15 protein-coding genes, 1 tRNA gene, 1 rRNA gene and 1 pseudogene are annotated in these 20,226 nt (G+C 46.7%); 4 read left to right on the top strand and 14 right to left on the bottom strand.

What is annotated here, in order from left to right; all coding sequences use genetic code 11:
• Together rrf and AK966_RS16390 are read left to right on the top strand one after the other, a co-directional pair.
• Positions 1-102 (top strand): 5S ribosomal RNA (gene rrf, locus AK966_RS16395); the annotation flags it as partial.
• Between the two features lie 65 nt (positions 103-167).
• Positions 168-244: transfer RNA gene (locus AK966_RS16390), tRNA-Asp, on the top strand.
• Between the two features lie 436 nt (positions 245-680).
• On the opposite strand, the gene AK966_RS16385 is transcribed toward AK966_RS16390, so the two are convergent.
• The 10 genes from AK966_RS16385 to AK966_RS16335 form a co-directional block, all read right to left on the bottom strand.
• On the bottom strand, positions 681-1,670 hold the full coding sequence (locus AK966_RS16385) for a sensor domain-containing diguanylate cyclase (RefSeq protein WP_119464552.1): 990 nt from the start codon (positions 1,668-1,670) through the stop codon (positions 681-683).
• Positions 1,671-1,887: 217 nt separating this feature from the next.
• Positions 1,888-2,184, bottom strand: coding sequence for a DNA-binding transcriptional regulator Fis (gene fis / locus AK966_RS16380; protein WP_000462885.1), 297 nt, complete (start codon positions 2,182-2,184; stop codon positions 1,888-1,890).
• A gap of 23 nt (positions 2,185-2,207) precedes the next feature.
• Complete coding sequence (dusB, locus tag AK966_RS16375) at positions 2,208-3,176, bottom strand: tRNA dihydrouridine synthase DusB (protein WP_172438148.1); 969 nt, start codon at positions 3,174-3,176, stop codon at positions 2,208-2,210.
• Between the two features lie 139 nt (positions 3,177-3,315).
• The gene (gene prmA / locus AK966_RS16370; protein ID WP_099080096.1) at positions 3,316-4,203 is read right to left on the bottom strand and encodes a 50S ribosomal protein L11 methyltransferase; all 888 of its coding nucleotides are present in this window, start codon (positions 4,201-4,203) and stop codon (positions 3,316-3,318) included.
• A gap of 130 nt (positions 4,204-4,333) precedes the next feature.
• Positions 4,334-5,677 (bottom strand): acetyl-CoA carboxylase biotin carboxylase subunit, encoded by a 1,344-nt coding sequence (accC, locus tag AK966_RS16360; RefSeq protein ID WP_099080095.1) that lies wholly within the window; start codon positions 5,675-5,677, stop codon positions 4,334-4,336.
• Between the two features lie 14 nt (positions 5,678-5,691).
• Positions 5,692-6,156, bottom strand: coding sequence for an acetyl-CoA carboxylase biotin carboxyl carrier protein (accB, locus tag AK966_RS16355; protein WP_099080094.1), 465 nt, complete (start codon positions 6,154-6,156; stop codon positions 5,692-5,694).
• 59 nt (positions 6,157-6,215) lie between these two features.
• Complete coding sequence (gene aroQ, locus AK966_RS16350; RefSeq protein WP_099080093.1) at positions 6,216-6,665, bottom strand: type II 3-dehydroquinate dehydratase; 450 nt, start codon at positions 6,663-6,665, stop codon at positions 6,216-6,218.
• Positions 6,666-6,972: 307 nt separating this feature from the next.
• Positions 6,973-8,925: an acetate--CoA ligase gene (gene acs, locus AK966_RS16345; RefSeq protein ID WP_099080092.1), complete on the bottom strand. Its 1,953-nt coding sequence runs from the start codon at positions 8,923-8,925 to the stop codon at positions 6,973-6,975.
• 218 nt (positions 8,926-9,143) lie between these two features.
• Positions 9,144-9,776, bottom strand: coding sequence for a 3'-5' exonuclease (locus tag AK966_RS16340; protein WP_099080091.1), 633 nt, complete (start codon positions 9,774-9,776; stop codon positions 9,144-9,146).
• A gap of 35 nt (positions 9,777-9,811) precedes the next feature.
• Positions 9,812-11,638, bottom strand: coding sequence for a DUF294 nucleotidyltransferase-like domain-containing protein (locus AK966_RS16335; protein WP_099080090.1), 1,827 nt, complete (start codon positions 11,636-11,638; stop codon positions 9,812-9,814).
• A gap of 242 nt (positions 11,639-11,880) precedes the next feature.
• Between AK966_RS16335 and AK966_RS16330 the strand changes: the two genes are divergently transcribed.
• Positions 11,881-13,071 (top strand): 3-phenylpropionate MFS transporter, encoded by a 1,191-nt coding sequence (locus AK966_RS16330; protein WP_099080089.1) that lies wholly within the window; start codon positions 11,881-11,883, stop codon positions 13,069-13,071.
• Positions 13,072-13,183: 112 nt separating this feature from the next.
• On the top strand, positions 13,184-16,615 hold the full coding sequence (locus tag AK966_RS16325; RefSeq protein ID WP_119464550.1) for a PAS domain-containing hybrid sensor histidine kinase/response regulator: 3,432 nt from the start codon (positions 13,184-13,186) through the stop codon (positions 16,613-16,615).
• 49 nt (positions 16,616-16,664) lie between these two features.
• On the opposite strand, the gene AK966_RS16320 is transcribed toward AK966_RS16325, so the two are convergent.
• The 4 genes and pseudogenes from AK966_RS16320 to AK966_RS16305 all read right to left on the bottom strand — a co-directional run bounded on the left by AK966_RS16320 (position 16,665) and on the right by AK966_RS16305 (position 20,132).
• A complete protein-coding gene (locus tag AK966_RS16320) occupies positions 16,665-17,147 on the bottom strand; it encodes a hypothetical protein (protein WP_119464549.1) in 483 nt (160 codons plus the stop codon).
• A 148-nt stretch (positions 17,148-17,295) separates the two neighbouring features.
• Positions 17,296-19,023, bottom strand: a complete 1,728-nt coding sequence (locus tag AK966_RS16315; protein WP_099080086.1) for a sodium:solute symporter family protein — start codon at positions 19,021-19,023, stop codon at positions 17,296-17,298.
• Positions 19,024-19,035: 12 nt separating this feature from the next.
• Positions 19,036-19,302, bottom strand: a complete 267-nt coding sequence (locus tag AK966_RS16310) for a DUF4212 domain-containing protein (RefSeq protein WP_099080085.1) — start codon at positions 19,300-19,302, stop codon at positions 19,036-19,038.
• 204 nt (positions 19,303-19,506) lie between these two features.
• Positions 19,507-20,132, bottom strand: a pseudogene (locus tag AK966_RS16305) (MarC family protein).
• Positions 20,133-20,226: the final 94 nt, after the last annotated feature.

Below are 20,226 nucleotides of genomic sequence, written 5' to 3'. Positions count from 1 at the left end.
ATTTTGGACCCACCTGATTTCCATGCCGAACTCAGAAGTGAAACGAAATAGCGCCGATGGTAGTGTGGGGCTTCCCCATGTGAGAGTAGGACATCGCCAGGCTTTTAATTTAAGGTACTTGTTCTGAACGACAAGTATCGGATAAAACAAAAGTTTTATCTCCGTGTGGAGCGGTAGTTCAGTTGGTTAGAATACCGGCCTGTCACGCCGGGGGTCGCGGGTTCGAGTCCCGTCCGCTCCGCCATTTATTCAGACAAAGCCCTAGCAGCAATGCTAGGGCTTTTTCGTATGTGTAATATTTAACTAATACTAACCTGAGAAATTAACTGTTAAGGTTAATCTAGTTTCTCGTCTATCTTTTTGGTCACTAGGCTTTCTGAGCCAAATAAATACGCGTATTTCAATAGTAGTTGTGTGACCCATTTTGGTTTTGCTCCTTGCTCAGTTCAGCGTTGAGTGGGGATATTTTGTTGAACAAAGTTTTCTTCATCTTAAAACCATACTCGAAGGCTTCAAATGGTAGTTCTAATTGGGGTGATAGTGCGCCACTACACGTCCAAGGCTAAGGCTAAATAAAATCATCACCTAGATTTAAATACGAAGTGGTTCTGTTGGTGTACTTTACAAAAGCTTTTGGGGAGGGCTGGGAGGGGAGTTGATATAAATAAATTTATCGAGAGTTAAGATACTCGTTGTATTTTAAGGTTTGATGAATGTTGAATTTTCACATCGGGAATACCGTCATGGTGAAGTGTCACTTGATTACGGCCAGCATGTTTTGAATAGTACATAGCTTTGTCTGCACTGATCATTAATTTTTTTGTTGTTGGTACCTGTTTGTTATATTCAGCCACGCCAATACTAACCGTCGTATTGATTTCGATACCGTCTATACAGCAAGGAGCGCTTTCAATAGCTTGTCTGATGCGCTCTGCAACGTCGTAAGCTTGTATCGCACTGGTGTTTGATAGAATCACTGCAAACTCCTCTCCGCCAAGTCGACCAATAAAATCGCTACCACGAATTGCTGTTTGACAGATCTTTGCAACATGGCTGATCACGCGGTCACCAGAAAAGTGTCCAACCTGATCATTGATATCTTTAAAATGATCAATATCGATCATTAGACAGGATAGAGTATTGGCTTGGGTTAAATGTGCACTGAGCGCGTTTTCTAGATTGATTTGAAAAGCTCTTCTGTTCAGGACGCCTGTCAATTCATCTGTCTCAGAGAGGTATTTTAAGCGCTTTTCGAGTAGGTGGTTTTTGGTTACGTCACGAACAGACCAAATCACCCAGTTTGAATCATCTATGGCGTTATCGACTGGTTTGATAATTGCCTCAAACCAAGTCTCTTCTGGATTCTCAAGCGCTTCTAACTCTTCTATAGGCATAAGAAGATGATCTTGTAGGGCTATACTGTATTTAACGACTTTAGGCTCGTTAGAAGCAATGACGTCATCTATATAGCTTAAAAGCTCTGAAGCTTTGCTAGAGGAGAGGGCGTCACTGAGGTAGAGGTTGGTGTAACTCTCTGCATTGAAGTGTTTGGAATGGTAGGTGCCACCGAAGCTCTCGATATAGCGACCTTGCTTGTCTAGGATAAAGACATGATCAGGAAGAGAATTAAGGATGGCATGAAGCCAATCTTCCCTTTCTTTATAAATCATGTGTTTATTTCCTTATCTCGGTTTAAGTCTTTGATTATATATATTTTCTTTGTTATCTCAACCAGTACAGGTCACACTTCATTTTATCCGTATTGACTAATGTTTCGTTTAGACGCGCGAAATTCTAGCCTGCTCTATCTCTGTATTGGAGAAGTAATAAAAAAGGCTTAGTCATTATAAACTAAGCCTTTTTTACAAAATATGCGATGAACTTGAATTAGTTCATGCCATATTTTTTAAGTTTCTTGCGAAGAGTACCGCGGTTGATACCCATCATCGTTGCTGCGCGAGTTTGGTTGCCGCGAGTGTACTGCATGATAGTATCTAGTAGTGGCTGTTCAACTTCAGCTAGAACTAATTCGTATAGTTCTGTTACTTCCTGGCCGTTTAGCTGAGCTAGGTAGTTTTTAAGAGATGCTTTAACAGAGTCACGTAAAGGCTTTTGAGTAATCTGGTCTTGTGACGTTACTGTAGTTACTGTTAATGCTTCTGAAGTCAGATTTTGTTCGAACATATTCGGTCTAGCTCTTCTCTTAATTATGATGCAACGTTATCAAAATAACCTTCTAGCGCTTCAAGCTGCAGCGAAGCCGCGTCGATAGCGTTGAAGGTACGGCGAAACTCACTTGCCTGTTCATGCTCCTTTAGGTACCAGCCAACGTGCTTACGCGCGATACGTGGTCCTAAGAACTCACCATAGAATTCATGTAGAGCGTTAACATGACCAAGCATAATGGCTTTCACTTCCTCATTTGGAAGCTCATCCATTGTGGTGCCGTTTTCCAAATAGTGATGGATTTCCTGGAAAATCCAAGGGCGACCTTGGGCAGGGCGTCCTATCATTAAAGCGTCTGCACCGGTGTACTCCAGTACAAACTTAGCTTTCTCCGGGCTATCGATATCACCGTTTGCGATAACCGGAATGGATATAGCCTGTTTAACCGCTTTAATGCTGTCGTATTCGGCCTCACCTTTGTACATACATGCTTTCGTTCTGCCATGCAAAGCAAGAGCCTGTATGCCGCAGTCTTCGGCTAATTTAGCGATTTGGACACAGTTCTTGTTTTCTGTATCCCAGCCTGTTCGAGTCTTTAACGTTACTGGAACGTCCACTGCATCCACTACTGCAGTCAAAATCTGTTGGATGATGTCTGGGTACTGAAGCAGTGCAGAGCCCGCCAGCTTCTTGTTCACTTTCTTTGCTGGGCAGCCCATGTTGATGTCGATGATTTGTGCACCGTTTTCAACACTGAATTGAGCAGCATCAGCCATAAGCTGTGGATCGGAACCCGCAATTTGTACAGAGCGAATGCCCGATTCGCCCTCGTGTACCATGCGTTGTTTCGACTTCGACGTTCCCCATAGCTTAGGGTTAGCAGACATCATTTCACTGACGGCCATTCCCGCACCATAGCGAAGACACAACTCGCGAAACGGTCTATCCGTTACACCAGCCATAGGGGCTACGATTAGATTGTTCTTAAGTTGATAGTTTCCGATTTTCAAAACGTCATCACAGTTCTGTACCAGCAAGGGCGCGCATTTTACGCATTTTTTTACTGCGTGAAAAGACTAATATTTGAGCATTTACAAATTGTTTTTACAATTTGCATAAAATTCAGTCAATTAGCGTTAAAAACCATATCTAGCCTTGTTTTCGACCAGAGATGCGACACCATTCGCTTTGCTCTGCGATTGGGTCAATGTGAAGCTCGTCACGGTAATGGTTCGCTACGTCTTCTGCTTGAGTGTTTAAAACACCCGACATCGCAAGCTCACCATTTGGCTTCACTAGGCTTTTAATGATTGGAGCTAGTTCTCGCAGTGGACCAGCAAGAATGTTGGCAACAACCACGTCTGCAATTAGACCTTCTGGCTGGTTTTGAGGTAGGTACACTTCAAGTTGATCTGCTACACCATTACGTTCTGCGTTGTCGCGAGATGCTTGTAGCGCCTGAGGATCAATATCGATCCCGATGACTTTTTCTGCGCCTAGCTTGATCGCAGCGATCGCCAGGATGCCTGAGCCACAGCCGAAGTCGATAACTGTCTTACCAGACAGATCCAGACCTTCTAGCCATTCAAGACATAGCGCTGTCGTTGGATGAGTACCTGTACCGAATGCAAGGCCAGGATCTAACATTACGTTGACGGCGTCTGGTTCTGGGATTTCACGCCAGCTTGGGCAAATCCATAGACGTTCACCGAACTTCATTGGGTGGAAGTTATCCATCCACTCGCGTTCCCAGTCTTTGTCTTCTAGCTGTTCAACTTTGTAAGCAAAACCTTCTACCAACATGTCGCTTGCTTTGATTTGGTTGATGATGAAGTTGGTGTCAGCTTCTGCATCATACAGTGCCAGAATATCAGTATCGCCCCACAAGCGAGTTTCGCCTGGTAGAGGTTCGAATACAGGCGTATCCTGCGCGTCTAGGAAAGTTACAGACAGCGCACCAGTCTCTTCCATTAGCATGTCGCCGATTTGCTCAGCGTTTTCATTGGTCGCATTGAGTTTGATTTGAATCCAAGGCATTTGTTTTTGCTCTTAAAGTGAATGAAGTGGCGCAGAGTTTACCAGAACTCTACGGTTTGTTTGAGTATAGTCTTTATACAAAACAAAAATGCCCACAGATGTGGGCATTTATTATGAGGTTAGCAAAGGCTTATTGTAGGCCTAGCTTCTTCTCTAGGTAGTGAATGTTCGCACCACCGTGCTGGAAGTTCTCATCATTCATGATGGACTGCTGCAGAGAAATGTTAGTCTTGATGCCTTCAATGATCATCTCACCTAGAGCGTTCTTCATACGTGCAATTGCTACATCGCGGTTTTCACCGTAAGTGATCAATTTACCAATCATTGAGTCGTAATGAGGTGGCACGGTATAGCCAGTATAAATGTGAGATTCCCAACGCACACCCATGCCGCCTGGCGGGTGGAAGCGTTCAATCTTACCTGGAGAAGGTAGGAAGCGCTCTGGGTCTTCTGCATTGATACGACACTCAATTGCATGGCCGCGGATCTTGATGTCATCCTGAGTGAATGACAGAGGCTGACCCGCTGCTACGCGTAGCTGCTCTTTGATTAGGTCTACGCCCGTTACCATTTCAGTTACTGGGTGCTCAACTTGAATACGAGTATTCATTTCGATGAAGTAGAACTCACCGTTCTCGTATAGAAATTCGAACGTACCTGCGCCGCGGTAACCGATTTCTAGGCATGCGCGCGTACAACGTTCACCGATGTATTTACGCATTTCTTCGGTGATACCTGGAGCAGGTGCTTCTTCTACTACCTTCTGATGACGACGCTGCATAGAACAGTCACGTTCACCCAGGTGGATAGCGCCGCCTTGACCGTCAGCAATAACCTGTACTTCAACGTGACGTGGGTTCTCTAGGAATTTCTCCATGTAAACCATGTCGTTGTTGAATGCGGCTTTTGCTTCTGCACGCGTCATAGCGATAGCTTGAACAAGCTCAGTTTCAGAACGTACAACACGCATACCACGCCCACCGCCGCCACCAGATGCTTTGATGATGACTGGGTAGCCGATACGCTTAGCGTGAGCTTTGTTTTTGTCTTCATCGTTATCTAGTGGACCGTCAGAGCCTGGTACACAAGGAACGCCTGCTTTTTTCATTGCGTTGATAGCTGACACTTTGTCACCCATCATGCGGATGGTATCTGCTTTAGGGCCAACGAAGATGAAACCGCTACGCTCTACTTGCTCAGCAAAGTCTGCGTTCTCAGATAGGAAACCGTAACCTGGGTGAATCGCAATCGCACCTGTTACTTCTGCTGCAGAAATGATGCGAGGGATATTCAGGTAGCTGTCGATACCACGAGCAGGACCGATACATACTGTTTCGTCCGCAAGTAGTACGTGCTTAAGATCGCGATCAGCCGTTGAGTGTACTGCTACCGTCTTAATACCCAATTCTTTACAAGCGCGAAGAATACGAAGTGCTATTTCACCTCGGTTCGCGATGACTACTTTATCTAGCATAAGGCGAGCCCCGCTTATTCGATTACAACGAGTGGTTGGTCGAATTCAACTGGCTGGCCGTCTTCAACTAGGATTGCAGTAACAACACCTGATTTGTCCGCTTCGATTTGGTTCATCATCTTCATTGCTTCAACGATACATAGTGTATCGCCAGCCTTCACGCTCTGACCAATCTCAATGAATGATTTTGAATCTGGGCTTGGAGAGCGGTAGAAAGTACCAACCATTGGAGAAAGAACTTGGTGACCTGCAGGAACTGCCGCCGGTGCTTCTGCTGCCATTGCTGGAGCTTCTGCTACAGGCGCAGCTGCTGGAGCCTGCATTGCTACAGGAGCTGCTGCGTAATGAACTGGTGCTGGAGCTGCGACTGTGCCGTGACGACTGATTCGTACCGACTCTTCACCTTCAGAAATCTCTAGCTCTGCAATGCCAGACTCTTCAACTAATTCAATTAGTTTTTTGATTTTACGAATATCCATCTTTTCTTTCTCTTTTATCTTGTGATTAAGACAACCCTTAGGGCTGCAGAGTGTTTGGTCTACTTTGCCTGCAATTTTGCAATTGCTGCAGACAGAGCAAATTCATAACCTAGTGCACCTAAACCGCAAATTACCCCTTCTGCTTTATCAGATAGGTAAGAATGGTGACGGAACGGCTCACGTGCGTGAACGTTCGATAGATGCACTTCGATAAATGGGATGGCTACGCCAAGTAGTGCATCTCGCAGCGCGACACTGGTATGAGTGAAGGCCGCTGGATTGATAATGATGAAGTCCACTTTGCCGTATGCAGCATGAATGGCTTCTATCAGTTCGTACTCACGATTAGATTGCAGGTGCTCAAGTTCCACCCCAGAGTTGTGAGCCTGTTCAGTTAAAGCGTCAACAATCTGCGCTAGGGTGTTGTTACCATAGTGTGTCGGTTCACGCAGACCTAATAGGTTAAGATTTGGTCCGTTTAGAATGAGAATCCGTGACTTTGCTGGCATTATGTAGCTATCTTCCTTTATCGTGAGCAGAACGTTTATATTCCCAAATATACGATAATTCAGCACGATTTTTTTGTTAAAACCGAGCAAATTTTAAAAAATCGACCAAGATTATAGCTAATTCACAGCAATTAGCAGCAATTTACTGGTCTAATCTCCTAATAGCCCCCGCCGTTTCTGTTGCCGAGTTAACAAAAACAACATCATTGCCACGTGGTTTTTGTGGTTTATTTTGCGCCCACGCACAAAAAAGCCGCCATAGGTAATAGCGGCTTTTAGGTCTAGCGTTTAAAACAGTGGTTAGGTGTTATGCCAGTTCTGCTTTCTCTGCAATGAGTTTGTCTACTACGCTTGGGTCGGCCAGCGTAGAAGTATCGCCAAGATTGCTGGTATCACCCGTTGCAATCTTACGCAGAATACGACGCATGATCTTACCAGAGCGGGTTTTCGGTAGAGAGTCTGTCCAGTGCAGTACATCTGGCGTCGCGATTGGACCAATCTCTTTGCGTACCCAGTTTTTCACTTCTTTGTGTAGTTCTGCAGAAGGGAACTCGCCATCATTCAGTGTCACATAGGCATAGATAGCTTGACCTTTGATATCGTGAGGAATACCGACAATCGCCGCTTCTGCAATCTTGTCATGTGCAACCAGTGCCGATTCAATCTCAGCCGTACCCATACGGTGACCCGATACGTTCAGTACGTCATCAACACGACCTGTGATCCAGTAGTAACCGTCTTCGTCACGACGCGCACCATCACTAGTGAAGTACATGCCTTTGAAGGTAGAGAAGTACGTTTGTTCAAAGCGCTCATGGTCGCCGTAAACTGTACGCATCTGACCTGGCCATGAATCGAGGATCACTAAGTTACCTTCTGCCGCAGTCTCTTCGATGATGTTACCCATGTTATCCACTAGCGCAGGCTGTACGCCAAAGAATGGACGAGTTGCTGAGCCTGGTTTTAGATCTGTTGCGCCCGGTAGCGGTGCGATCAAGATACCGCCTGTCTCTGTTTGCCACCAAGTATCAACGATAGGCGAACTCTCGTTACCAATGGTCTTGTAATACCACTCCCATGCTTCAGGGTTGATTGGTTCACCTACTGAGCCCATCACACGCAAGCTTGAACGTGATGTGCCAGCGACCGCTTCGTTACCTTTTGCCATTAGGGCACGAATAGCCGTTGGTGCGGTATAGAGAATATTCACTTGGTGCTTATCAACCACTTCACTCATGCGAGCCGTGCTTGGGTAGTTTGGCACACCTTCGAACAGAATGGTTTTCGCACCGTTCGCCAGTGGACCATAAATTAGGTAAGTGTGACCAGTAATCCAACCCACATCCGCAGTACACCAGAACGTTTCGCCTTTTTGGTAATCGAATACGTATTTGAAGGTCATGGTTGCGTACACCAGGTAGCCGCCTGTCGTGTGCAGTACGCCTTTGGGCTTACCTGTTGAGCCTGAAGTGTAAAGGATGAACAGTGGATCTTCCGCTTTCATCTCTTCTGGTGGACAGTCGTCAGAAACGACGGCTGTTGCTTCGTGCCACCAAACGTCACGGTGCTCATGCCAATCAATATCGCCGCCAGTGCGTTTTAGCACGACAACCTTGTCGATGGTCTTCACTTCTGGGTTGGTTAGTGCTTCATCGACGTTCTTTTTGAGTGGGACTGCGCGACCACCACGAACGCCTTCATCTGCGGTGATAACGATTTTTGCGTCTGAGTCGATGATACGACCGGATAATGCTTCTGGTGAGAAACCACCAAATACTACGGTATGAACCGCACCAATTCGCGTACATGCCAACATCGCAATAGCGGCTTCTGGCACCATAGGCATGTAAAGGCAAACCACATCGCCTTTGTGTACGCCTTGCTCTTTTAGTGCGTTAGAGAACTTACACACTTCTTTATGCAGTTCATTGAATGTGAGGGTTTTGTCGTCGGCAGGATCGTCGCCTTCCCAGATGATCGCGACTTCATCGCCATGCTGGGCAAGGTGACGATCAATACAGTTTGCAGATACGTTCAGTGTGCCGTCTTCAAACCAACGAATGTCCACGTGGCCCGTATCGAAAGAAGTATTCTTTACTTGGGTGAACGGTTTAATCCAATCCACTACTTTGCCGTGTTCGTTCCAGAAGCCCTCAGGATCGGTGACCGACTGCTGATACATGGCTAGGTAAGTATCATTATCCGCATGCGTATGGTTCTTAATATTTTCTTTTACCGGATAAACGTGGGCTTCGCTCATGGCTGCTCTCCTTGTGCCTATATTTCTCGGCCTTAGATATTTATAAGGCTGTTTTTCGTTCTTAACGATGAGTCGTGGCTAGAACGAGGTTGTACATATAACTGTCAATCACAGCGCTTATTTCCACAATTAGACTTTAGGATGAGAGTGAAATATGTGTCATAAAATTCCGGACATAAATGCGAATTTGGGATGCGGATCGAAAGCTGATTATGGCGCTATTGCGTATAGGGAACGGTTAGGCTGGGCAAGTCGCCTTTGGTTAGCCTGACAAAAACTAATGCCGCGGCAATGGCGTCTTGCAGCGCGTCGTGTTTGTCTTGAATCGGCAGATCCAGATGTTTACAGATGGCATCAAGACTTAAGTCGAAATAGGCATTGGGCAAATGTCGTTCGAGTTTGTCATGGTAGATTTGGCTCACTTCAATTAGGGGGTTAGGGAGAGGAAAACCAAGGTGTCGCAGGCATGCAAGATCGAGAATTTTCTTATCATAGCGAATGTGATAGCCCACTAACGGCCGATTACCAATGAACGTCAGTAGCTTTAATAGGGCTTCATTCTCACTGATGCCATCGGCTAAGTCCTGATGACGGATTTGATGGATTTTCACCGAACCAGAATCGAGCGATTGTGGTGCTCTTAATCGTACTTCAAACGGTCTACTGGTGATAATACGGTTGTCGATAATTTTTGTTGCGGCGATGGTGACCAGTTCGGCACGCTTGGGGTCTAGGCTGGTGGTTTCACAGTCGAGAGAGACGAATTCGCCTTTACTTGGAGGACAAAACAGCGATCGATAAGGTGAGCCTTTTAATCGATAATACCAATATTTACGTTGCAGCCAATTCATCTCTGTTACCTCTCATGTGACTGGGTTCGAAGACTTTAGTCACGGATTTGATAGTGGAAGCCCAAAAATTGCTTAAACTTTTTCACTACATGTAGGCTGTGGCGTAGTAGATCACGCTCAGTTCGGTCCAACTGCTGGATGTCGATATTGTTGAGCGTCTCTTGCTTAGTCAATTGTTGGCTAAGTCGGAGTTTAAAAAACAGTTTGAGTGCTTCATTCAGGTTATCGGCCGTTTCAGGCTCCAAAATACGTTGGTTCCGCAATGCTTTAATTCGCTCAAAGGTGTTCTTCTCTTCAATCGCATATTCCAATGACAAGGTGCGAATGCCATGCACGATCGGGAAGATGCCACCACGCTTAATATCCAACCCGTCCTTAGCACTTTTTACGTTACCAAATAGAGTAAGAGGAACAGAAAATTGCAAAGCTGGGCGAGTGAAATCAGACAGAATCAACATGTGATCTTCCATGCTGTCTCTGAGGTGTACTGCAACGGGAGTGAGTAATTCTCGATTACCTGCAACGGCATGAGCGTCACTGAATATCGCTAAGTCCATGATTTGTTCTGGTTGTGCTTTGGTAATCCAACCATCGAGGGTATTGATCCATTCTTGCTGCGTTTTGACCCACTTAGGATTGTTCACCATCACTTTGCCCGGACAGAGTGGATAACCAAGTTGTTGCAAGGTGTGGGTGAGAGATTGCATGACCAGTTCGCACTGTGGCCATTCCAAGCCATCTTCAAGAATGAGGGCATTATCTTGGTCGGTTTTTAGAATTTGCTCTCCACGCCCTTCTGAGCCCAAGACAATCAAACAACAGTGATCATGCAAAGCGGGTGGCACGATAAGCTCAAAGGCTTTCTCAATGATCTGTTCATTGACGGCTGAGATTAACTCCATGATAAAGCGGGTGCGGATACCGTTTTTTAGCAAGCTATCCACTAGCTGACGTTGTCGATTGGAAGCCAAAGCAAGTTCTTCCACACTGCTGGATCTGGCGATGCTTAAAGTGAGTACGTGTGAATGGGTGGAGAAGGCGCTGAGGATCTGAGTCATATCCAGCATCCCCACTGCTTTATTGCCATCACATACCATTAAGCGTTTCATGCGATTACGCGTCATGGTGATCATGGCATTAAACAGAAAATCGCCATCGTCAACGTGATAGACCGGAAACGAAGCGATGTCACTGACCGGTGTATCGAGAGGGTGTCCCTCTAGCATGACTGCGTGGAGCATGTTGGTGCGGGTGATAATGGCGTATGGATGTTCAGAGGGGTGGCGCGTCAGTCGTGGGTCGTCAACGTTTAGCCCCACCAAGGCGGCATCAAGCCCATTCTCTTTGAGAGTTCTGGTGACCTCGCAGATAGGAGTATCGGGTGCTAGCAACATCGGTGGATGGTAAATGCTGCTATCGACTTTAGTCAGAATGAACTCCGCTAAATTCTGTTGTTGCTGCGCGGCTTCAATTAGGGCCTGTCGCTTGGAAAGGTTGTTATCGAAGTAAGCAGCGAATTGGCCATTCTCGTTGTAGAGTTCGAGAAATACGTCTTTGGGCAACAAGTAAGAAAGGGTGTCCTCCAGAGCGACATATTGATGGCGAACGCTTTCTTCGAATAATGAACGGACGTCAAACATGTCATCATTGGCGTAGTGAGCAAATACTTCGCTTTGGTCTTTTGAACGCTCTTCTACCGCTCCTTTAATTATGATGTGCAGATGGTTATTAGTTTGCCCACAAGCCAAAATTACATCTCGAGTTCGGTAATATGCGACATCCAACGATGAACGCAGTCGTGTTTGCTGGGCCTCAGTCAGACGGTTGAACGGTGGAGATTGAATATTGAATTTGTCAGGCATAGAAGTTCCAACGTTAGTTAGGAATACCTTCTAAGTCTGACAAATTTCTCCTTGGAAGCCAGACGACTTTGGTCTAAATCAGCACAAATATAAATCTATTTTAAAGGCGTTATCTCTGATTCTGTGTCATAGGGGAAACGACGAGTTGCTGATTCTTCTCTTTTTCTCTTACCCATTGCGATCCATAATTCGTCGTCCCAAACGTTTTCGTTTGGCTTGTTTCGTTTTTCTAGGATGTCGTGATGTTGAAACCTTCTCCTTATGGCTGGATTTCTCAGTATTTTCTCGGGTTCTTTTTTGCTTATGGTGTCTACTTACCATTTTGGTCGTTGTGGTTTAAAGAGCAAGGTGTCTCTGCGACGGATATCGGCCTGTTGGTTGGTCTTGGTTTGGCGACTCGCTGCGTGGCAAACATAGTGATCACACCGCGCGTACACAAAGTTGAGCGCATAATGCCTGCGTTACGCTGGCTCAGTTTTGCGGCGCTTATTTTTGTTGGTTTCCACTTTTTCAGCGGGGGGAGTTTTTGGTTAATGGCGCTAGTCACGGTGTTGTTTAACCTCTGCTGTGGTCCGATCGTTCCGCTGTCGGATGCGATGGCGAACTACTACGCACGTTTGAAAATGCTCGACTATGGTCGCACACGTTTGTGGGGCTCGATTGCGTTTATTGCGGGATCAACGGTTGTTGGCTATTTAGTCGCGGAATATGGCACCGACATGATTCTGTATACCGCAATGGCAGGCGTGTTTGTTTCTCTACTGCTGGTGATGCGTAATACGAATCCAATGCCAGTGACGCTTGGCGACCAACATGGAGAACGTCCTAAGTTGACCGCACTGCTCACCGATAAACCGGTAATGAAATTTTTACTGTTAGTGGCGTTAATTCAGGGTAGTCATGCAGCGTACTACGGCTTTAGTGCCATTCACTGGAAAGCCGCCGGACATTCAGAAGACGTGATTGGTTATTTGTGGAGCCTAGGTGTCGCAGCAGAGGTTGCCGTGTTTGCATTGAGCAAGCGACTGTTTACCGGCTGGTCTTTACGCACTCTGTTTTTGCTGGCGGCGGGCGGTGTCATGCTACGCTGGGGGATGACGGCAACGACAACATCATTGGTTGCGCTTGTTGTGGTGCAGTTGCTCCATGGTGTGACGTTTGCTACGGCACATATTGCTGCTATTCAATATATCCAGAACTCGGCCGAAAATAAGATGGTCGCGTTGCAAGCACTGTACAATGCCATCCCGTTAGGCGGCGTGATTGCAACGATGACGGTTATTAGTGGTTGGGGGTATGAACACTGGGGCGCGAATGTGTTCTGGGCCATGGCTGCAATGGGCTTTTGGGCGCTGTTCATCAAGCTTGAGCCTCAAGAGGCTGAGTTGCATGTGATTGACTTATCAGCGAAAGTGCAAGATACACAGAATTAAGCTTCTGTGACAGAGATTAAAAACTAACCTTTGTCTCTGTTGAGAAAGCAGTGTTAAATAAAACCTCTCTTTAGTGGAGAGGTTTTTTTATGACAGTAAGAAAGGATATCGGATGCAAGGATGGCTAGTGATTCCCGTTTCTTTGGCGTATTTAGGAGTCCTATTTTTAATCGCTTGGTACGGTGACAAACAGAAGAGGTGGTTAGCGCGTTGGCGACCTTGGATCTACAGTTTGTCGATTGCGGTCTACTGCACATCATGGACCTTTTATGGCACTGTCGGGCAGGCGAGCACGAACCCTTGGTCTTTTTTACCGATCTACATCGCACCGATTTTGGTTTTTACCATTGGTTGGCGTGTGCTGGCGCGGTTGATCTTGATTGCTAAGCGTGAGCACATTACTTCTATTGCTGATTTTATCGCGGCTCGTTACGGCAAGTCCCAAGGGGTAGCTGTCGCGGTCACCTTGATTGCTGTGGCGGGTATTTTGCCTTATATCGCTTTGCAGTTGCGTGGCATCACGATGGGGCTAGAAATCATAGCCCCTGGCTTCGCCGCTAACTTAGATCATCAGAATTTCAGTGTCTCTTGGTTTGTCGTTGGGGCATTAGCAATCTTTACCATGTTATTTGGTACTCGCCATATTGATAATACTGAGCATCATCGCGGCATGATGATGGCGATTGCGTTTGAGTCGGTAATTAAGCTGGTGGCATTTCTTACGGTGGGCGTGTTTATTGTTTGGCTCGCATTGGACACGGAGAGTGTGAGTCTGACAGACATCGCTGCTCAGACGTATCAATCTCCCAATATTCCGACGCTGCTGATTCATACCGTATTAACCATGCTGGCTATTGTCTGCCTACCTCGCCAATTTCATACCATGGTGGTGGAAAATGAGCGCGCTCAAGACCTCCACGTCGCTCGTTGGCTGTTTCCTTTATATCTCGTTTTGATGGGCGCTTTTGTGCTGCCAATAGCATGGGTGGGGCAAGGGTTATTAAGCGGCAGTCCTGCAGATACCTATGTGATTAGTGTTCCCATGGCGGTAGGGGCAAGCGATATTGCCTTACTGGCTTTCTTAGGGGGAACCTCTGCTGCAAGTGGGATGGTGATTGTCTCGACTATTGCATTAGCGATCATGGTATCGAATGATCTCGTGATGCCGCTGATCTTGCGTCGCATGCGGCTAGCGCAGCGCAGCCATCATCACTTTTCTGAGCTGTTATTGCGAATTCGTCGTGCGCTAATTTTGCTCCTGTTGATTGGTGCATGGGGGTTTTACCAGGCGTTAGATAGTATCCACTCACTTTCCGCAATCGGCTTCCTCTCTTTTGCGGCTATCACTCAATTTGCTCCGTCACTGATTGGTGGTATGTATTGGCGTCAGGGAAACAAAAAAGGCGTCTATGTCGGACTTTTAGTGGGCTTCACCATTTGGTTGATCACGTTGATGAGCCAAACCGACATGTTGGCTGGGGACGCCAGTAATAATTTGTTGATTTGGCTTATCACACCGCCAGAGCTGTTGGCTGATTTTGATATTGCTGTGTCGGACTGGGGCATGATTCTTAGCGTGGTTGCGAATGCGGTGTGTTTTGTTGCCGTTTCACTGGCGACGCGGCCAAGCATAAGTGAACGCTTACAATCGGCATCGTTTGTGGGTACCCCGTTGCCGGAAAGTGAAAACATCAGTTTATATCAAAGCCGAGTGACGGTCAGTGAATTGGAGATGCTGGCTTCCCGCTTTGTTGGCCGAAAGCGAGTGAAATTAGCGTTTAAAGCTTATTGGGATCAGCAGCGAGAAGAATTGCTACCAAACCAGCAAGCTCCATCTTCCCTGATTCGTCATACTGAGCGCGTGCTTGCGGGCGTGTTCGGAGCCTCTTCTGCTAAGTTAGTACTTACTTCCGCCTTACAAGGCAGGAATATGCAGCTAGAAGAAGTGGCGACTATCGTTGATGAAGCGTCTGAGTTGTACGATTTCAGTCGTGGATTACTGCAAGGTGCGATTGAACATATTGGCCAGGGCATTGCGGTGGTTGATAAGCAATTACGGCTAGTGGCGTGGAATCAACGTTATTTAGAGTTGTTTGAGTTCCCTCCTGGATTGATTCAGGTTGGGCGTCCTATTGCCGATGTGATTCGCCACAATGCTGAGCAGGGTTTGTGTGGCCCCGGAGACCCTGAAGGGCATGTTCGGCGGCGTGTATATCACCTTGAGCAAGGAACGCGACATACTTCTTCTCGTGTCCGCCCTGATGGTCGAGTCATTGAAGTGCAAGGTAACCCGATGCCGGGGGGCGGTTTTGTGATGAGTTTTACTGACATCACCGTGTTTCGCGATGCTGAGCAGGCACTCAAAGACGCCAATGAAACCCTTGAAGAACGCGTTCGCGTACGTACCCGTGAGTTAGAGCAGTTGAACAAACAACTGGTGGCTGCAACACAACGCTCGGAGCATGAATCACAATCTAAGTCGCGCTTTTTAGCCGCGGTAAGCCACGACTTGATGCAGCCATTGAATGCGGCGCGTCTGTTTGCTTCTTCACTGTCGGAAGTTGCCAAAGACAGTGAAACCCAACAACTGTCTACTCATATCGAGAGTGCGTTGGAAGCAGCAGAGGACTTAATTGGTGATTTGCTCGATATTTCGCGCTTAGAATCGGGCAAATTGGATGTGAATGTGTATGGTTTCGCGGTCAATGATGTCTTAGCAAACCTAAATGCCGAGTTCAGTGCCCTTGCTAAACAGCAAGGCATTGAGTTCACCATGATCCCATCTTCCATGATGGTGAAATCAGACCCGAAATTGCTGCGTCGGGTGGTACAGAATTTTCTCACCAATGCGTTTCGTTATAGCCCAAATGGCAAAGTAGCACTCGGTGTACGTCGTGTCCAAGGGCGAGTGCGTATTGAGGTGTGGGACAACGGAATGGGTATTGAAGAAGAGAAGCAGCAAGAGATTTTTGAGGAGTTCAACCGAGGCACTCAGGTACGCTCTGATCAAGGTCTAGGGTTGGGATTGGCTATCTCAAAAGGTATCGCGCAAGTGCTTGGACATGAGATCTCAATGCGGTCTTGGTTTGGAAAAGGCAGTGTATTCTCCATTACTTTAGACAAGGCGGAGAAGGCGCACATTCAACCGGTTAAAGCGGTGAAGAGTGCACAGTCTGACTTGATCCATATCCGGGTTCTGTGTGTCGACAATGAGCCCGATATCTTGGTTGGTATGGAAAATTTGCTCTCGCGCTGGGGCTGTGACATTCGTATTGCGACTGATATCGTCGAGAGTCTTAAAGCTTTGGAAGATGATTGGGTACCTGATGTCATTTTCTCTGATTACCGTCTTGATAATGGACGTACAGGCTTGGAAGTATTACAGCAGTGTCGTTTGCGACTCGGTAATGGCTTTGAAGGGGTGATCATCAGCGCAGACTGCACGGACGATATGCTTGATGGCATCAAAGCCAATGGTTTTAGCTTTATGGCCAAACCTGTTAAGCCTCTGAAGTTGCGCTCAGTCTTAAACAGAATTACCTAATAAAAGACCTCCGTTCGGAGGTCTTTTATTGGTGTGAAGTTAGTCAGAGTTATTCCGTAAATAGGGTTTCGTACTTCACGAATGCGGTCTGAGTCTCTCCGTAATAGAGTGAGCCGTTAGCCTGAATTGCAACCCTGAGCCAACTTTCTTCAGAGGCTGGTGTTGGTAAAGTGATGTACCAATTCTGGCCTGCATTATCAGCACGTGTCATATCAATAGGTTGAGCATTCTGCTCTTGGCTATCGACCAGAGAAACTTTTACCCCTTCAAGCGGGTAGGCAGCATTAAGCGACAGTTCTAAGCCGTCTTGAGTGAACTTTTCAGAGCGAAACTTAACCTTGAAATCACCATTCACCATTTCGCACAATCCACTGGTATAGCGACAATTGGATTTACCCACCAGCTTGTAGCTCTGACCTTCTTCAGCGGCATGAGGCTTTTCACTCAACGCCATATCAGTACCGAAATAGGCGATCAGGGAAAGAATTGGCGCAATCAACAGGGCGAGAATAAAGTGCTTGTTCTTAAACATTTTGGCTTCCTTGCTACAACGTTATACCTAAGCAACCTCTAGGAGCTGAATAAAATGTTCTAAAGTTGCTTGGGTATACTTGGTTACGTTAACCTAATTTTGCGAATAAAAAAGCCCCAAAAGGGGCTTTTGGGATTTGAGTTAAGCTTTAGTGATCAACCGCACTACCAGCACCGACTGGTACACGTACGTGCTCGACCAGGTCTTTCACTTCTTGCGGTGTTTCTGCCGTCACTCTCGACACAGCGAATGCCACGATGAAGTTAAACATAGCCCCGATGGCGCCAAATGCATTAGGCTCAATACCGAAGAACCAGTTGCTGCCCCAGCTTTGTAGGTATTTCCACTCAGGGATAAACAGAATACCTTTGTGCTGGAATACGTAGAATAGCGTGATACTGATACCCGCAACCATACCTGCGATCGCGCCTTCTTTGTTGATGCCTTTGCTAAAGATACCCATCATCAATGCTGGGAAGATAGAGGAACCAGCCAGACCAAATGCTAGCGCAACAGTACCCGCAGCAAAGCCCGGTGGATTGAGGCCGAGATAGCCTGCGAACGCAATGGCCACGGCCATAGAGATTCGACTTGCAAGCAGTTCTTTCTTCTCGGAAATTCTTGGGTTAATCACGCCTTTGATTAAGTCATGAGAGATGGCGGACGAGATAGCCAACAATAGACCCGCTGCAGTAGACAGTGCTGCTGCCAGACCGCCCGCGGCAACCAGTGCGATAACCCAGTTAGGTAGCTTCGCAATCTCAGGGTTCGCCAATACCATGATGTCACGGTCAACTTTCAGCTCGTTGGTAGCCGGGTTCGAGGTGTACTCAATCAGACCGTCACCATTCTTATCATCAAAGCCTAGCAGACCAGTTTTTTCCCAGTTCTTGAACCAGTCTGGACGCTCGTCATAAGCAAGGTGCTGACCTGGTGCCGGGTTAACCGTGTCCATTAGGTTTAGGCGTGCCATCGCAGAAACAGCTGGTGCTGTAGTGTACAGAATTGCGATGAAAAAGAGTGCCCAACCTGCTGACGTACGCGCATCTCGAACCTTAGGTACCGTAAAGAAGCGGATAATTACGTGTGGTAGACCTGCAGTACCAATCATTAGAGACATGGTGTACACAAACATGTTTAGCGTGTCACCGCGAACGGATGTGGTGTATTCACTAAAGCCGAGTTCGGTCACCACTTGGTCAAGCCTATCGAGTAGATAGACATCGGTGCCGGAGATGGTACTACCTAAACCGATTTGTGGTAGAGGGTGGCCAGTTAACTGCAGAGAGATAAAGATTGCAGGGATAGTGTAAGCTAAAATGAGTACGCAATACTGAGCAATCTGCGTGTAGGTGATGCCTTTCATCCCGCCCATTACTGCGTAGATGAATACGATACACATACCGATACCAAGGCCTGTCGCGTAGTCGACTTCGAGGAAACGACCGAATGCGACACCAACGCCTTTCATCTGACCGATAACGTAAGTCACTGATGCGATGATCAGACATATTACTGCCACAATACGTGCTGCGTTTGAGTAAAAGCGCTCACCGATAAACTCTGGTACGGTAAATTTGCCAAATTTACGTAGGTAAGGCGCAAGTAGCATCGCTAGCAAAACGTAACCGCCAGTCCAGCCCATCAAGAAGACGCTGCCGCCATACCCCATAAAGGCTATCAAACCCGCCATAGAGATAAACGATGCCGCTGACATCCAGTCGGCTGCGGTTGCCATGCCGTTAGCGACAGGGTTTACACCGCCACCTGCAACATAGAATTCTTTCGTTGAGCCAGCGCGCGCCCAAATGGCAATCCCGATGTAAAGGATGAAGGTCGCACCAACCACTAGGTAGGTAATAGTTTTCAAATCCATCTGAGTTACTCCTTACTCATCATCTACGCCGAATTCACGGTCAAGTTGGCGCATTCTCCACGCGTAGTAGAAAATAATACCTAGGAAGGTGTAGATGGAGCCTTGTTGAGCAAACCAGAAACCTAGCTTGTATCCACCTAATTGAAATTGATTAAGTACGTCGACAAATAAAATGCCGCAGCCAAAAGACACGACGAACCAGATAACCATTAGGCTTATCATGATTTTTACGTTCTTGTCCCAATAGGCTTTGGCTCGTTCTTCGCTTTCAAATGCCATTGCCGTCTCCTTACGATTGGTATTGTTGTTAAGAAAATGTTTCAACATGTACATTAGCAAGGTGTTGGCAAGAACTCTTTTCAACTTTAGTCGCGACGATAAAAAGAAAAAACGCCCATATTTTGGGCGTTTGAGCGTATAGGCGGATAAAAGTGTGCTGTTAATGCGCTGTTAAATTAGCCAAAGGTCTAAGAGTTTGGCTCATCAGGTATAAAAATCTTTAATCCCTAGCCATAAATTGTTTAGCGCAGCCGCTAAGAGGATCAGTCCCATAACACGGCTGATGATGGCGGCGCCGACATTGGCAATGACTTTTTGAATGGTATTCGCACCTAATAGCAGAAGCAGAGTCACTAATAGCACCACCACAATCATGACACCTGCCGTCATGGCTTGATCGATAATAGCGTTGCGATTGTTGTCGGTCAGCATGACGATCGCCATCATTGCGCCAGGAGAAGCGATCGATGGGATCGCGAGTGGGTAAACCGCAAGATCCGCGAGATCGGAGTGAATGACGTCTTGAGACAGTTTGGTTTCTTGATCCGGCTTAGACTCACCAAAAATCATAGTGAGAGCAAACAGGAGTAACACTAATCCTTCGCCGCTTGGAATGCGGGAAGCGGAATTTGCATGGCTTCTAGCAATAACTGACCAGCAATGAGCAAGAATAGCAACACACCAGTTGAAATGGCGATGGCTTTAAGAGCGACCAATCGGCGCTACTTCACCGTTAGATGCTGAGTTTGGGATAGGTAGACAGGCACAGAGCCAATAGGATCGATGACGGCCCAGAGAACAACAAATTGCGTAATGAGAATACTTAGCAAAGTATGGCCTCCCAGAGTTAGGTGATTAACTGAGGGATGAAAAAATGGCTTGGTGCAGCCTTTATATTTTCCATTTTATGGTCTGCTGTTCTTT

Origin of the sequence: Vibrio sp. PID23_8 (assembly GCF_003584965.1) — a bacterium.
GTDB lineage: Bacteria > Pseudomonadota > Gammaproteobacteria > Enterobacterales > Vibrionaceae > Vibrio.
This window is presented reverse-complemented; position numbering and strand designations above follow the sequence as displayed.

Coding starts and splice junctions, on each gene's coding strand:
- AK966_RS16385 (WP_119464552.1), bottom strand. CDS start 1,670: ATGATTTATAAAGAAAGGGAAGATTGGCTTCATGCCATCCTTAATTCT.
- fis (WP_000462885.1), bottom strand. CDS start 2,184: ATGTTCGAACAAAATCTGACTTCAGAAGCATTAACAGTAACTACAGTA.
- prmA (WP_099080096.1), bottom strand. CDS start 4,203: ATGCCTTGGATTCAAATCAAACTCAATGCGACCAATGAAAACGCTGAG.
- accC (WP_099080095.1), bottom strand. CDS start 5,677: ATGCTAGATAAAGTAGTCATCGCGAACCGAGGTGAAATAGCACTTCGT.
- accB (WP_099080094.1), bottom strand. CDS start 6,156: ATGGATATTCGTAAAATCAAAAAACTAATTGAATTAGTTGAAGAGTCT.
- aroQ (WP_099080093.1), bottom strand. CDS start 6,665: ATGCCAGCAAAGTCACGGATTCTCATTCTAAACGGACCAAATCTTAAC.
- acs (WP_099080092.1), bottom strand. CDS start 8,925: ATGAGCGAAGCCCACGTTTATCCGGTAAAAGAAAATATTAAGAACCAT.
- AK966_RS16340 (WP_099080091.1), bottom strand. CDS start 9,776: ATGAATTGGCTGCAACGTAAATATTGGTATTATCGATTAAAAGGCTCA.
- AK966_RS16335 (WP_099080090.1), bottom strand. CDS start 11,638: ATGCCTGACAAATTCAATATTCAATCTCCACCGTTCAACCGTCTGACT.
- AK966_RS16330 (WP_099080089.1), top strand. CDS start 11,881: ATGTTGAAACCTTCTCCTTATGGCTGGATTTCTCAGTATTTTCTCGGG.
- AK966_RS16325 (WP_119464550.1), top strand. CDS start 13,184: ATGCAAGGATGGCTAGTGATTCCCGTTTCTTTGGCGTATTTAGGAGTC.
- AK966_RS16320 (WP_119464549.1), bottom strand. CDS start 17,147: ATGTTTAAGAACAAGCACTTTATTCTCGCCCTGTTGATTGCGCCAATT.
- AK966_RS16315 (WP_099080086.1), bottom strand. CDS start 19,023: ATGGATTTGAAAACTATTACCTACCTAGTGGTTGGTGCGACCTTCATC.
- AK966_RS16310 (WP_099080085.1), bottom strand. CDS start 19,302: ATGGCATTTGAAAGCGAAGAACGAGCCAAAGCCTATTGGGACAAGAAC.